This window comes from Streptococcus sp. NSSLK0004 (assembly GCF_059039125.1).
In genome coordinates this window covers 496,250-511,120 of sequence record NZ_CM180142.1, presented here as the reverse complement: position 1 = coordinate 511,120, position 14,871 = coordinate 496,250, and the positions used below count along the sequence as shown (strand labels likewise).

At 39.7% G+C, this 14,871-nt stretch carries 12 protein-coding genes; 2 read left to right on the top strand and 10 right to left on the bottom strand.

Annotation, left to right across the window (positions count from 1 at the left end):
* Window positions 1–34 precede the first annotated feature (34 nt).
* The 8 genes from AC4CS8_RS02770 to AC4CS8_RS02735 form a co-directional block, all read right to left on the bottom strand.
* Window positions 35–1,210 carry a cell division protein FtsQ/DivIB gene (locus AC4CS8_RS02770; RefSeq protein WP_493893434.1) on the bottom strand — a complete coding sequence of 392 codons (1,176 nt, stop codon included), beginning with the start codon at window positions 1,208–1,210 and terminating at the stop codon, window positions 35–37.
* Window positions 1,203–2,279, bottom strand: a complete 1,077-nt coding sequence (locus AC4CS8_RS02765) for a UDP-N-acetylglucosamine--N-acetylmuramyl-(pentapeptide) pyrophosphoryl-undecaprenol N-acetylglucosamine transferase (protein WP_493893433.1) — start codon at window positions 2,277–2,279, stop codon at window positions 1,203–1,205. The genes AC4CS8_RS02770 and AC4CS8_RS02765 overlap by 8 nt, the downstream gene beginning before the upstream one ends.
* A gap of 2 nt (window positions 2,280–2,281) precedes the next feature.
* Window positions 2,282–3,634, bottom strand: coding sequence for a UDP-N-acetylmuramoyl-L-alanine--D-glutamate ligase (gene murD / locus AC4CS8_RS02760; RefSeq protein ID WP_493893432.1), 1,353 nt, complete (start codon window positions 3,632–3,634; stop codon window positions 2,282–2,284).
* A 95-nt stretch (window positions 3,635–3,729) separates the two neighbouring features.
* Window positions 3,730–4,017, bottom strand: a complete 288-nt coding sequence (locus AC4CS8_RS02755) for a DUF3165 family protein (RefSeq protein ID WP_493893431.1) — start codon at window positions 4,015–4,017, stop codon at window positions 3,730–3,732.
* Window positions 4,018–4,040: 23 nt separating this feature from the next.
* Entirely contained in the window at window positions 4,041–5,888 is a 1,848-nt protein-coding gene (gene typA / locus AC4CS8_RS02750; RefSeq protein ID WP_493893430.1) for a translational GTPase TypA, read from the bottom strand.
* Window positions 5,889–6,020: 132 nt separating this feature from the next.
* On the bottom strand, window positions 6,021–7,013 hold the full coding sequence (gene asnA / locus AC4CS8_RS02745) for an aspartate--ammonia ligase (RefSeq protein WP_014637558.1): 993 nt from the start codon (window positions 7,011–7,013) through the stop codon (window positions 6,021–6,023).
* 83 nt (window positions 7,014–7,096) lie between these two features.
* Window positions 7,097–8,164, bottom strand: a complete 1,068-nt coding sequence (locus AC4CS8_RS02740; RefSeq protein ID WP_493893429.1) for an MmcQ/YjbR family DNA-binding protein — start codon at window positions 8,162–8,164, stop codon at window positions 7,097–7,099.
* A gap of 56 nt (window positions 8,165–8,220) precedes the next feature.
* Window positions 8,221–9,468, bottom strand: a complete 1,248-nt coding sequence (locus tag AC4CS8_RS02735) for a carbohydrate-binding domain-containing protein (protein ID WP_493893428.1) — start codon at window positions 9,466–9,468, stop codon at window positions 8,221–8,223.
* A gap of 202 nt (window positions 9,469–9,670) precedes the next feature.
* On the opposite strand from AC4CS8_RS02735, the gene AC4CS8_RS02730 reads away from it, so the two are divergent.
* Both AC4CS8_RS02730 and AC4CS8_RS02725 read left to right on the top strand, forming a co-directional pair.
* Window positions 9,671–10,930 carry a transposase gene (locus AC4CS8_RS02730; protein WP_493892440.1) on the top strand — a complete coding sequence of 420 codons (1,260 nt, stop codon included), beginning with the start codon at window positions 9,671–9,673 and terminating at the stop codon, window positions 10,928–10,930.
* A 239-nt stretch (window positions 10,931–11,169) separates the two neighbouring features.
* Window positions 11,170–11,562 carry a (deoxy)nucleoside triphosphate pyrophosphohydrolase gene (locus tag AC4CS8_RS02725; RefSeq protein ID WP_493893427.1) on the top strand — a complete coding sequence of 131 codons (393 nt, stop codon included), beginning with the start codon at window positions 11,170–11,172 and terminating at the stop codon, window positions 11,560–11,562.
* 22 nt (window positions 11,563–11,584) lie between these two features.
* On the opposite strand, the gene AC4CS8_RS02720 is transcribed toward AC4CS8_RS02725, so the two are convergent.
* Window positions 11,585–14,452 carry a DEAD/DEAH box helicase gene (locus tag AC4CS8_RS02720; protein WP_493893426.1) on the bottom strand — a complete coding sequence of 956 codons (2,868 nt, stop codon included), beginning with the start codon at window positions 14,450–14,452 and terminating at the stop codon, window positions 11,585–11,587.
* A 115-nt stretch (window positions 14,453–14,567) separates the two neighbouring features.
* Window positions 14,568–14,816 (bottom strand): hypothetical protein, encoded by a 249-nt coding sequence (locus AC4CS8_RS02715; protein WP_493893425.1) that lies wholly within the window; start codon window positions 14,814–14,816, stop codon window positions 14,568–14,570.
* Window positions 14,817–14,871: the final 55 nt, after the last annotated feature.

The following is a 14,871-nucleotide window of genomic DNA, read 5'->3' as shown; positions in this document are numbered from 1 at the left end:
TCATTATATCATACTATATCAGATAATGGGGAAATTATTCGCTATTTTCTGTAATAATTTCATCGCTAGCCTCTTCTTCTGTCGTAGTCTCCTCTACTCTGTCAGTCGGATAGCTAAATATACCGACCTCCATATCAATTGTGCTAGCCACCGTTAATTGAGGGGCAATCTTTGGATAATACACCATTTTTTCACCCAGTTCAGTCAATGGAACCACAACTTTATTGCCATCATACAGGTTTAACGTCAACAAATCGGAGGTGACCGCACTTGGTGTCAAATCAATCGTCTGAATATTCGTCCGTAAACTACTATCCAATTCCGCTAATTGTAGCGCAAGTTTCTTAATCAAATCTTGATCCTGTAGATTGATGGTAGTGAATTGACCTAACAATGCCTCTCCAGTGTAAGCTTGCCCTAAAATAGCACCATTTGCCAACACAGAATAGTAGTTCTCTTCCCGTTTTATATACCCAACTGTCGCATACTCTTCTATCGTAATCACAAATCGATTCGGAAATTGATAGTTGATTTGAGCTGATTTTACTAATGGACTGCTATTCACTATATTTTTGGCATAATCTTCTTTAAACAACCAAAAGGTAAGTACATAATCATTTGCAGTAATTTGACTAAATTCTTCAATCTCTGTAGACGTTAGAACCTGAGCTCCCTCCACATCAATTTGTTTTTCCTTGCTATAAGGACTAACAAAATATATCGATAAAACTAGCAAAGATAATGTCAATAAAAGAATTGGAAAACTTTTCAACCAGACAAGCGACGGAATATCTTTAAAAATGGAGTTGCGTTCTCGAATGGTCCGTTCTATGCTTTCTATATTTTCACTAACGTTTTCCTCTTCTGTCCAATAATTTCCGACAATAGGTTGTTGGTGAAGTTCTTCCTCATGCTCATCTTTACTCTCTGAAGGAATATCTTCAATAGGCTCGTTGGTTGGTTCTGATACTGCTGCAGCATCCTGAATCTTTTTTTCTACTTCAATATCTTCTGAATTATTATTTTCAGGCATTGGTTCGACTTCTACAGGTTCTTCAGTTTGCTTTTCTATTCCTTGTCGAAAATCTTTAGTTTCAGATTGTATAGCCTCTGTATTTTCTTGTTTTTTTCCAATGTAATCCTGACGGCGCTCCAACCACCTGGCCATAAATTCATGATGTTCTTCTTGGAAACGATTCTGTTCACTCATTTCGGACCTTTCTTTCTATGCCGCTCATCAAAATCTGGTAAAAATCATCTAGGGATTGGATATCTTCCGACTCGCTCATACTTTTGAGATACTTGTTCTCATCAATTTGTAAGTCCCTAATTGTTGATAAAAGTTGTTCAAATGTTAAATCTTCTTCAGCCAGCTGTTTAGCATAGCCTTTTTCTTCAAAGTATTGAGCATTTTCCAACTGATCACCCCGACTTGCCTGTTTACCAAGAGGGACGATAATATGTAGCTTCCGTAGAGCAACCAATTCAAAGATTGTATTAGATCCACCACGGGTTATAACAATGTCCGCCTCTTCCAATAAAGGTTGATATAGATCCGTTGCGTAGTCAACCCGATAAAGATTCTTGGACAGTTGATTCAAATTCTCATCACCTGTCAAATTGACAATATTATAACGTTTGGTCAACTCTTGTTGATGTTGGCTAACAAAATCATTGAAAACCTTGGCACCTCCGGAACCACCTACAAACAGAAGCGTCGGTAATTTCTGATCAAACTGTTCAAGAATCTCTGGTAAGTGAATAGAAGTAATTTTTCCCAACTGATTCACCTTCGTCACAGCTCCGACATGTTTGACCTTAGTTAAACTAGTCGGTTGTTCGAAAGTACTATACATAGTCGTCGCAAATTTGTAAGCAATCTTATTGGCCAAGCCCATAGAACGATCAGACTCATGAACAAATACAGGTACACCTAAAAGTCGTGCCGCTACAACAGGCGGTACAGATACAAAGCCTCCTTTTGAAAATAAAGCTTGAGGATGAAGGCGAGCTATGATTGCTAAAGATTGCAAGATTCCCCAACCCACCTTGAAAACATCCAGCATATTTTGCCAGGAGAAATAGCGACGCAATTTACCAGTTGCAATACTGTGAAACTGTACCTCTAATCCTGATTGGTGGATCTGGGTGTACTCAATACCATTGCAATCACCAATGTAATGAACTTCCCAACCATCCTTCAAAAAACGTGGAATAAGAAGCAGGTTCAGAGTTACATGACCAACTGTTCCACCACCTGTAAAGACAATTTTCTTCATGCTTATCCTTTCAATTCCTCTACGGTTGCCAAAAAGACATCCCCACGTACTTCAAAATTGGCATACATATCCCAGCTAGCATTGGCTGGACTTAATAACACGATATCTCCTGCCTCTGCCGCTTCAAAAGCTTTTCGAGTAGCATCTGCAATATCGCTAGCATCTACATAACTCACATCTGCAGCATCCGCAGCTCGTTTGACACGAGGAGCCGACTGCCCCAAAATAACCATTTTTTTCAACCCTTGCAAATCAGGGACCAATTCATCAAATTCATTGCCACGGTCCAAACCACCAGCAATCAGGATAACTTTACCATTATCAAATCCCGACAAGGCTTTTTGAGTCGCTAGAATATTGGTTGATTTACTGTCGTTATAGAAGGAAACTTGGTTAATCTCGCCGACATACTGTAAGCGGTGTTTGACTCCACCAAAATGCGCCAAGGTTTCACGAATGGCTTGGTTATCAATCCCCATTAACTTAGCTACAGCGATAGTTGCTAATGCATTTTCCACGTTGTGGGCGCCTGGAACACCAATCTCATCTGCAGCCATAATAATTTCATCCTTAAAATAGAGATGACCGTCCAACAAATAGGCCCCATCCACCTTTTCTACCGACGAGAATGGAACAACAGTTGCTAGTGTCTGCTCTGCTAACTTCTTGGCCTCTTCCTGATTAAAATTAAGAATCACAAAATCATCTGCTGTCATCTGACGCTGAATCATCCACTTGGCTTCTACATAGTCCTCAAAAGTCCCATGATAATCCAAGTGACTGGCAATCAAATTGGTAATAACAGCGATATGGGGACGGAAAGACTTTGTTCCCATCAACTGAAATGAAGACAACTCCATGACCAAAGTATCATCCACCCCTGCTTCTTGAGCAACTGATGAGGCTGGATAACCAATATTTCCACATAATTTTGCAGGTTTATTCCCCGCATTCAACACTTCTGCAATCATGGTCGTCGTTGTGGTCTTACCGTTTGATCCTGTAATACCAACAATCTGAGCTTCTGAAATCAGGTAAGCCAATTCCACTTCTGTCCAAACAGACATTCCTTTTTCCAATGCTTTGACCACCATTGGATTGTCATAACGAATCCCAGGGTTTTTAACTAAAAGGGCAAAATCTTCATCCAGCAAATCTAAGGGGTGATGACCACAAATAACACGAATCCCATCTTCTAATAAAGATTGAGCCATTGGATTTTCCTCAAAGGGCTTGCCATCATTAACCGTCACAATAGCTCCTAGTTTATCCAACAAACGTGCCGTAGCCTCTCCTGACTTAGCTAAACCTAAAACCAATACTTTTTTATTTGTAAAATCTGAAATCATTTTCATACACATACCTAACTTTCCAATATACTATTGTACCTTGAATGACGGGCTTTTTCAAGCGATAGAAACAAAAAGCGGCTGGCAGAGCCAACCGTTTTTCACTTATAACGATATTTATAAGGTCTTTTCTTTTTTTCTTTTTTGACATCTTTGTTACTCATAAAATAGATATCACGCATTGCCCATAGGCCCAGAAGACTCATAGCAATTCCTATCCAAATTTCTGGAGGAGATTGAACCACCCTAAGAAAACCGAGCATCAATGCAATCAATAAAGCCGCTAGAAGAAAGACAGAGGCAACTAAATTCATAGTTCCTTTAATATTATTAGGAGCCATAAAGATATAGAAGAGTACCAAGATAATGGCAATAATCAAGTAAAACATGATTCCTCCTTGTTTCTGTCAACTTATTCTTCTGTAGCTAGTTTTTTCTTTTTAGCTGCCTTGTCACGCTCTGCCTTGTTCAAGATTTGTTTACGAAGACGAATTGACTCCGGCGTCACTTCCATGTATTCATCGTCATTCAAGAATTCAAGCGATTCTTCAAGGGTCAAGATACGCGGGGTCTTGATCACAGCTGTTTGGTCCTTAGTAGCAGAACGGACGTTGGTCATTTGTTTAGCGGTCGTGATGTTAACAGTCAAGTCGTTATCACGTGAGTTTTCACCGATAATCATACCTTCATAGACTTCCGTACCTGGGTTGACAAAGATTGTACCACGCTCTTCGATACGCATGATAGAGTAGGTTGTTGCCTTACCTTGATCAATTGAAACAAGAGCTCCGCGGTGGCGACCACCGATTTCACCTTGTACAACTGGCAAATACTGATCAAAGGTATGGTTCATAATACCATATCCACGCGTCATTGAAAGGAATTCTGTTGAGTACCCAATCAAGCCACGAGCTGGAACAAGGAAGACCAAACGTGTTTGACCATTACCAGTTGAAACCATATCCAACATATCACCCTTACGCTCTGAAAGAGACTGGATAACAGAGCCTTGGTATTCTTCAGGCGTATCAATTTGCACGCGCTCAAATGGCTCCATTTTCACGCCGTCGATTTCCTTGATGATAACTTCTGGACGTGAAACTTGAAGCTCATAGCCTTCACGACGCATGGTTTCAATCAAGATAGATAAGTGCAATTCTCCACGACCAGAAACAGTCCATTTATCAGGAGAATCTGTCGCATCAACACGAAGGGATACATCTGTCTGCAATTCTGCCAACAAACGTTCTTCAATCTTACGGGATGTCACCCATTTACCTTCACGACCTGCAAATGGCGAGTTGTTGACCAAGAAGGTCATCTGAAGAGTTGGCTCATCGATACGAAGAACTGGAAGTGGCTCAACTACATCAGTAGGTGTTACTGTTTCACCGACGAAGATATCTTCCATACCAGAAACTGCAATCAAGTCACCCGCTTTTGCTTCTTGAATTTCCTTACGCTCAAGACCGAAGAAACCAAAGAGTTTTGTAACACGGAAGTTTTTGGTTGTACCATCCAATTTAGAAAGGGTAACTTGATCCCCAACTTTAACCGTACCACGGAAGACACGACCAATACCAATACGACCTACGAAGTCGTTGTAGTCCAAAAGAGATACTTGGAACTGCAAAGGCTCATCTGAGTTGTCCACAGGAGCAGGAATATGCTCGATGATGGTATCAAAGATTGGCGCCATAGTTTCCTCTTGGTCTGCTGGATTGTCAGACAAAGATGAAGTACCGTTGATAGCTGATGCGTAAACCACTGGGAATTCCAACTGGTCATCATCTGCACCCAATTCGATGAAGAGTTCAAGCACTTCATCTACAACTTCTTCTGGACGAGCAGATGGTTTGTCAATCTTGTTAACAACCACGATTGGAGTCAAGTTTTGCTCAAGGGCTTTTTTCAATACAAAACGAGTCTGTGGCATAGTCCCTTCGTAAGCATCCACGACAAGCACAACACCGTCAACCATTTTCATAATACGCTCAACCTCACCACCGAAGTCTGCGTGTCCTGGTGTGTCCATGATGTTGATACGAGTACCGTTATAAGCTACGGCAGTGTTCTTAGCAAGAATAGTGATACCACGCTCTTTTTCGATATCGTTTGAGTCCATGGCACGCTCATCCAATTGCGTACGCTCATCAAGCGTTTGGGATTGTTTCAATAATTCATCAACGAGGGTTGTTTTTCCGTGGTCAACGTGGGCAATAATGGCTACGTTACGGATGTCTTCTCTAAGTTTTGTCATAATATCCTCTGTATATTTTAATTTAACTAAAAAAGTATATCATAGATTGGCGTAAAAATCACAGATAATCTTGTTGTAAATGTTTTCAGATAGCAGATTGAAAGCAGAAGAAAAGAGATTGAAGTCAATCTCTTATAAAATGTTCTCAAAATTATCGCGCACTTCTTGTGGCCACACACTAGACTGCACTTCACCAATATGTTTCTTACGAAGCAAGAACATGGCCAAACGGGATTGACCGATACCGCCACCAATCGAAAGCGGGAAGAGACCATTCAAAAGGGCACGATGCCAATCAAATTCCAAACGGTCCTCGTCGCCTGTAATAGCAACCTGGCGCTTCAGCGCTTCTTCATCCACACGAATCCCCATTGAGGACAACTCAAAGGCTGAACCAAGTGCTTCGTTCCAAACCAAGATGTCTCCATTGAGTCCTTTGTAGCCTGCTTCTGATGGGCTTGTCCAGTCATCATAGTCTGGGGCGCGTCCATCATGTGGTTTGCCATCTGCCAGCTCTCCACCGATACCAATTAAGAAGACTGCACCGTATTCTTTTGCAACCACATTTTCACGCTCCTTTGGCGTCAAATCTGGGAAGTTTTTTACCAAGTCCTCTGTATGGATAAAGGTAATCTTTTTCGGCAAGACAGACTCAATATCATAGCGGGCTTCAACTGCTAATTCTGTCAGACGGATAGCTTTATAGATTTGCTCAACCGTTTCTTTCAAATAAGCCAAGTTGCGTCGTCCATCAGGAATGACCTTCTCCCAGTCCCACTGGTCTACATAGACAGAGTGAATCGGATCCAAGGAATCCTCATCTGGACGAAGAGCTTTCATGTGAACAAAGAGCCCTTCTCCCTCATTAAAACCGAAACGAGCCAAGGTATGGCGCTTCCACTTAGCAAGTGAATGAACCACTTCATAGGTCGCATCTGGAATCAACTTCACATTGACAGTTACCGCATTTTCCACACCGGACAAATTATCCTGCATACCATCCCCGACACGACTTAAAATCGGTCCTTGCACTTCTACGATTTCTAACTTGTCTTTTAAATACTGGGTGAATGTATTTTTGACGAAAGAAATCTCCTCTTGCTGATGAATGAAGCTTTTCTTCATACCTTACCTCCTTAAAATTTATACAACCTATTATACTCTTTTTTGCCTACTTGTAAAGTCTTTTTATTAAATATTCTGATAATTTAATAAATGTTTTTTACTTCCCTTGTTAGAACTTGTATCACCCTCTCGGTCAAACGTCTTGGACCACGAACAGCCCGTACTCCCAATTCCATCATTCGCTCTCTTGGAAGCATATCATCAGACAGCTCTGCTATTAATTCTACCCGCATAAGCTTCTTATCCGTTGGAATATCTGACTCCCCATGATTTTCCAAATTTGCTCCTAATACACGACAAACATAGCGAATAGCCTGCACGGGTGCTGTCACATAGATGGCAACAATGTCCTCAGCTTGAATGGTTGATTTCTGAGGCCAGTAAACAATCTTATTCTCTGCAAACTCGGTATCAATATCATAGACCTTTGGATTGGCTGGAATAACCCAGTAATCAGGGCCTTGCTCTGCCTTGTAGGATTTAGGCCCCACTAAGGAACGACTAACTTCCAAGAGCGACATGAGCTTATCGTCCGCCACCGTCCCATCCAAAATCACGGTCAACCAATTTTTCTTATACATGTGATAGGCAGGGTAGAATCCATCATGCTTCACCAACTCCAAAATCCTATCCTCTGGCAACTTAAGATTCAGAACCTCGACGACTTCATCCGAGCTACTATTATCTACTTTTGCCCTCTTGAGCGTCACAATAAGAGCATACCATTTTTGATTAGACGGATGTCGAAAGGTTCCTGTCGTCCGTGCTTTTTTAAAAGGATAATCCAGTAAATCTCCCCACTCATCTTTGATTTTCTGAGCAAGCCGGTTGCTTTGGTCTTTGGAAAATGGCAGAGCGATAAAACAAGTATCCAATAGTTGCAAGAGAAGCTGCTGGTACTCTGTCTTAACCTGACTAGCATACGCACCTAATCTAATCTGACTTCGAAAGAGAGTGTAACTCTCCCCCAATTCTCTGTCAACTACTTGTCCCCAAAGCTTACCTTCTATATCCAAACAAAATGAAGCTTCCAAATCCCCATTCATCAAGTCTTGACTAAAAACCAAATTTTGTCCCTTTTCGACAAAGCCAAACTCTACAGCAAGCTCACGGTCCCAAGTCCCTTTTCTTTCGAGTTTTTCTTCTATCATAATTCCTCCTGAAATGAAGAGAGACGGCAAATACCGTCTCTTTCTTAGCTAATTTATTACTGAAGTACCTCAAGGGCTGCAGTTGCCTGACCAGAACTACCACTAGTCGTCGAAACAAAGTAAACTTCACCTGCTACCAATTCCGGTGTGCTAAACAAGACACTTGAAAACTCAACTGGAGCTGTTAGAGTCGCAATTTCATTTCCTGCTGCATCTGTTATAGTAATGGTATCACCTGCTACACCATAAACAGTTGTCATAATATAATTTTGACTAGCTGTTGTAAAGGATTGAGCCATATTGCTCGCTCCGACTGCCCAGACAGTCCCACCTGTCAAGCTAGCGGTACCAGAGTAATCCATAGCAGCATTATCTTGACTAGGACTAGTAAAGACAAGTGTCCCACCTGCTACTGTCAGATTTCCATTAGAATCGACGCCATCACCTGTTGCAACAATTGAGGTGCTACCTCCGTTAAAGGTAATATCTACAACCGATTCTTGACCTTCGATATAGAAAGGATCCTTCGATACAATTCCATCATCTATAGAAGTCAGATTGGCTGTTCCACCATTTACAACGACGTGCTTTCCGACATAAGCTTCGAAGGCACTGGACACTGTAATTGTTCCATCATTCACTGTTAAATTATTTCCCGCAAAAATCCCAGTCGCACCTTCTGCTTGACCTGCAGCAATATTCACAGTTCCACCATTGATTGTCACATTAGCCTGATTGGCATCTGTCTCATGCTTGGCATACAGTCCAGACCCTTCTGAAGTAATAGTGATTGTCCCTGACTCAATCAGAAGCTCTTCACTAGCAAACATTCCATAGGTTGTCACATTCGCAATGTCTAAACTTCCCTGGCCTGTCACGGTAAGACGTGGCGCTGTCACTCCCGTTTCTGCACCGGACAAACTATTTACTGTTCCATCAATCAGTTCCACTGTATTGAGACCAGTCGATGAAAAGGCGATAGAAGAAAGACTGGCATTGTTCAAACTAATCGTCACATCCTCGGTCACTGAGTCTGTAACAAGAATCTGTACTCCTTCCGCCTGCCCCGTCACTTCATACTGTCCCGCTTGAGAAATAGTAACAGTTGTTCCATCAATTGCTACCGCATCACTGGTTGCTGTTGCTGTCCCATCCGCAAGGGAAATTGTCACCTTTTCCGAACTTGTCTTGCTAGACTGTGTAGTTGAAAAGCCACTACCCCCTTGCAAAACTGCTACTGCCCCCATGGATAACGCTCCAGCTAAAATAGTTGCACTTGCTATTACATACAATCGTTTATTCATTCTGTCATCCTTTACTCTTTCTCTTAAAATAGTATAGAATCATTCCCGTAGTTATTTATTCCCGTCCTATCACCAGATTAGCACGCTATAAAAAGAAAAATCGCCACGTTAAGTAGCGATTTTTCCCTTTTGTGAGCCTCAATGCAACGTCAAAGCGTTATAATAGTTTTAAGTCAAAAATCTCTATTAGCGAGGTCTCACTATGAAAATTATAACACAGCTTAACCTTTTTGAGGATCAGGAACTAGGTGATTTAGAAAAAATTTTGATGGTATTAGATGGTCTTCCAGAAACGGGTCTATTTGATGAGTTAGAAGCCAAACGCAAACACGGGCGTAAGGATTATTCTGTTCAATCTTACTTCATTGCCTATATTGCTAAAATAGTTCTTCAATTGGAAACCGATCAACAGTTGATTCGTCAGCTTAATATGAATAGCCAGCTCCGTCAAATCTGTGGCTTTGAAACTCACGGTGTTAAGCTCAAAAATGGTACTATTAAACTTGTTCATGCTCCCTCTAAGTCTGCTTATTCTCGTTTTATTCAGGATTTGGAAGAGGTCTGTCCAGACATTGACGAGTGGGTTTTATCTGGCATATCTGAACTATACAACCTTCTTCCGGAATTTGGTGTTGACTTAGCCCTAGATGGCAAGTTCATTGATAGTTATGCAACACCATATGGTAAGAAACAAAGAAAGGATAGACGCTCTGACTGTGATGCCGATATGGCTATAAAAAAACGTCATCATAAAAATGGAACGGTCTCTATGGAGAAACACTATGGCTATCGTTGTCATCTTGTGGTTGATGCGACCTATGAACTGCCTGTTGCTTGGGAAGTGACGACGGCCTCAGAAGGGGAACCTACTGTTGCCAAAAGGCTGATTCGAAACATGCGTCAAACGACCATGCAGAGAGCGGAATATTTGATGGCAGACCGTGGTTATAGTGGAATTCCTCTTCAGAATCTCATAGAAGAAGCCACGATTATTCCTATCATTGATCATCCTCATAAGTGGAAAGAAGATGAAACCAGGCAATACCTTGATACGGATGTGATTTACAATCAATCTGGAGAAGTCTTTTGGGTGGATGACAAGGGCAAAGCGATTCAGCTTATCTATAAGGGGTACGATAAGTCTTGTGACAGTTTGCGGTATGGTTTTCATCCCCGTTATCAGGACAATCGCATCTTCCGTTTAAAACGGTCGGTAGAACCTATTATCTTTAATCAAGTAGCTAGAGATAGTCAGAAGTTTAAACGACTCTACAAGAAGCGGACAGCTGTGGAGAGGGTGAATGGGCGTATAGACCGCGACTTTCGATTCGAGAAGCACACTATCCGAGGGCTTAAGAAGATGAGTCTAGCTATTGCCATGAGTTTTTTAGTGATGGTTGGATTTGCCTTAGCCAAACTCAAACAAGGCCAGAATACTCATTTAGCCAGCTGGGTAGTCTAAAAATAAAAAATAGTTCAAAAACCAAGGGGGTAGTACGCCCTTTTTTTCAGTTTTCGAGCCATCTCAATCCATCAGTGGAGGAAAATTCTTGAGTTTAAGAGAGTTAAACCAAATATTTTTGTCAGAAAAGCGAACGGGTTTTGAAAAATACAACAAAGGGAATGATTCGTATAACACAACCTTGTAAAAAAATAACATTTTTGTTAGAATATGGTGGTCTATTATCAATGGGAGGAAAAATGGATAAAAAAACTATCAATGTCGTGGCAGCAGCAATCGAAAAAAATGGACAAATCTTTTGTGCTCAGCGTCCCGAAGAAAAAAGTTTGGGAGGCTATTGGGAATTTCCCGGAGGAAAACTCGAAATAGGAGAAACTCCTGAGGAAGCCTTAATCCGCGAAATCAAAGAAGAATTCGATTCCGAGATCGAAATTATTTCCTTCCTCAATGAAGCCTCTTACGAATACGATTTTGGTATTGTGACTATGAAAACCTATCTGTCAAAATTAGTAGACGGAGAATTAACTTTATTAGAACACCAAGATTCTAAATGGCTTCCAATCGAGCAATTAGATGAGTTAAAATGGGCACCGGTAGACATTCCAGCCGTCAAATGTCTACAACAAAAATAGAGATTCATTCGAATCTCTTTTTTTATTTATCTGTCAAATATTTATACAAGTTTGCCTCCACTGGTGAATCTAGCTTAAACAGAATTTGAACTACTGAGTCTCCATTTTTCAACATTTCACTTGCACTATTTTCAACATATCTTAGTGGACCAAGATAATAGAATTCTCCACCCTCTGAATCATCTTTTATGACAAATAGTTCTAACCGCAATCCATTTTCGTTGGCATTAATAATCGTTGAAACATCATTCGAATCTAAAGTGCGTTTATTTTTTGAAAACCACTTTAATGTTGATTCATTCAGCAACTCATCTTCGTACTTGATAGTATCACTTATATCTTCACTTTTATGGTAAGTGATGAAGATGGGGCAAGAATTAGTTGTCTTATCAATCTTATATCCACCTATATTTAATGGCGGCTCATCTTTTTCGACATTCATTAATTTAAGCACGTCGCGTCGAGTGTATTTCTGACCCAGTGTGAAAATTTCAGGGTAATCTTGTGATTTCAATATTCCAGTTTCAATAACATCTAAAAATAGTTGAGCAAATTTATTGTTATTCAACAGCGATTGATGAATTTCTTTATTCAATCTATACATATCCCCATCAAAATCAACTAAAGGATCACTACCATATTTCTTTTGCTCCTGGGCTTTTAAAAAGGATAGGTCCAACACCCTAGTTACAGAATCTAAGATATCTGATTGAAAATCTAAATCATGCTCAATAACGCCTTCAAACCACTTATCTGGTGAAATTAGTCCATCATTTTCTATAAGCAGCTTCAGCAAATACAATTCATGTTTTCGTTTTCCGTTCAAAGTCTCAAATGTAATGAAATTCAAAAATCTTTTTTCAACGTCTGATAGAATGACTGTCTCATCTGAAAACTTATTGACAACATCTCCGAAATTTTGAAAACTAGAGTTTTCAAAAAAGACAAGTGGATCAATGCTATTCAACTTCACGAAATCTGATAAATACGGAGTACGGCCTAATTTATTTTCTAAATCCTTATAAGCATCTCGTAAAATCTTGATAGAGGATAGTGTAGTATTTGTTATAGATGAGAAAATTTGTTCTTTGGCAATCTTTTCAAAGTTAATCGTTGTCAAACCTTTGAGTATGTTGGGTTCTCTAACCTCACGACGATAATTGTCCTTGTTCATAGATTGGTCTCCAAAGAGTGCTACGGGAATCAGATAGTTGTTTTGATAATTTCCAATAAAATCAATAATGGTAACATATTCTTTTGAATCGTGCTTGCGCAAACCTCGACCTAATTGTTGAATAAAAATGATACTCGATTGGGTATTACGAAGCATGACAACCTGATTGACACTCGGAATATCGATCCCTTCATTGAAAATATCAACCGTTAAAATGTAATCCAAGTTCCCATGTTCAAAGTCTTGAACAACTTTCTGTCGTTCCTCTTGACTATGCTCCCCAGACAAGGCGCGTGTGCGAAGTCCTCTAGCATTAAACTTACTTTCTAGCTCTTTAGATTCTTTGACTGAAGAACAGAAAATTAACCCTTTTACTGTCTCACCACTCACTCCATAATAAGACACTTTTTCTAAAATGTGATTAACACGTTGTTCTGATACTAGATTAGAAAAACTAGTATTGTCATCAATCAATTGACCATCAATTTTGATATCTGAAACACCGTAGTAAATGAATGGACAAAGCATATCGTTATCAAGAGCTTCTTGCAAGCGAATCTCGTAAGCAATATTGTAATCAAATAACTCATAAATATTTTGACCATCCGTCCGCTCAGGTGTCGCCGTCATTCCTAAATAAAAATCAGGCTGAAAATACTTCATCATTTTTTTATAGGTTTCGGCACCCGCTTTATGCACCTCATCAATTAAAATATAGTTAAAGAATGTTGGGTCAAAGGATTGCAGATTGTCTGCTCTCGAAATCGTTTGAATAGTCGCAAAAACATATCTCTTTTGTGAAACATCCATCCCACTCTTATAAATACACCCTTCATTGTCCTCAAATCCCAACACGTTTTGAAAATCTTTTAATGATTTTTGAAGAATCTGTTCTCGATGAACGATGAATAACATTTTATCTGGATTGTATTGCTTAACATCAAAAGCAGAAAGATAGGTTTTCCCTGTCCCTGTTGCACTGATAACCAGAGCTTTTTGAGCTCCGTTTTTTCTAACAGTTGCGAGACCTTCTAGAGCTTGTTCTTGCATCTTATTAGGACGGATAGTTGCTTGATAGGTCTCTATTGGCTCATCTTGAATGGTTGCTGTCTGTATAACCGTCTTTCGACGAGCTGCATATGCATTGATTGCATCGACATCCAGAACTATTGATTTTTCCCAAATACGTTCAAACTCATCTTTCGCATTCTGGATAAAATCACCATTTTGCGCTGAGGTTAACTTAACATTCCACTCGTAATTTACTTTTAAAGCTGTGTGGGTTAAATTTGAGCTACCAGAAATGATAACCTGCTTACCTTCTTGTTCAAACAGATAAAACTTAGCATGCATTTGCATATTGACTGGTGTTATACGGACTTGGACATTTTTCAGTTTAAGCAATTCCTTCATCGCTATGGGATCATTAAAATCTAGATAAGGGGAAATCAAAATTCTACCTTGTATTCCCTCATCTGCCAAATCTGATAATTGACTTTTAATCAGGGCTAGTCCAGACTGAGTAATAAAGGCCACGCTGAAAGCAAAGGATTTAGCCTTGCTTAATTCTTCTTGAATATCATTTAAAACATAACGATGAGTTTCTGTATCATTAATTAAAATTTTAGGCGAATAGACCCCTTCTTGAAAAACCTCTCTATCAATAAAACCATATTGCACCGACTCCAATAATTGAGCTTCAAAAGTTGATTCCATAAAAATAGTCCTATCTAGTTGATAGAACTATTATCTAATATATTAGGGAGGATGTAAAGAGGGAGAAGATCAATTCAATAAGCTACAGTTCGATTAATTGAAAGATACTTCATTCTTATTTAAACCGGCTCACATATAATCCATTATATACCCTATCAATAACTATTTTACTTTTTGAAGGATTATTTATTTTCAAAGAATGAACCACAACATTTGAGCAATGGTCCTCAACATCCACCAGCTCATATAAACTATTAAGCTTTTTTGAGCGCAAATTTTTAATATTAAATCCAACCACTGTAGGAGATTTAGGTATAACATTTTTGATAATATTTGCAATCTCATAAATTCCTTTTATATTCAAATTCCCCCACCTCATCAACCTAGTTTCTCTTCATTATACCACAAAACCCAGCCTT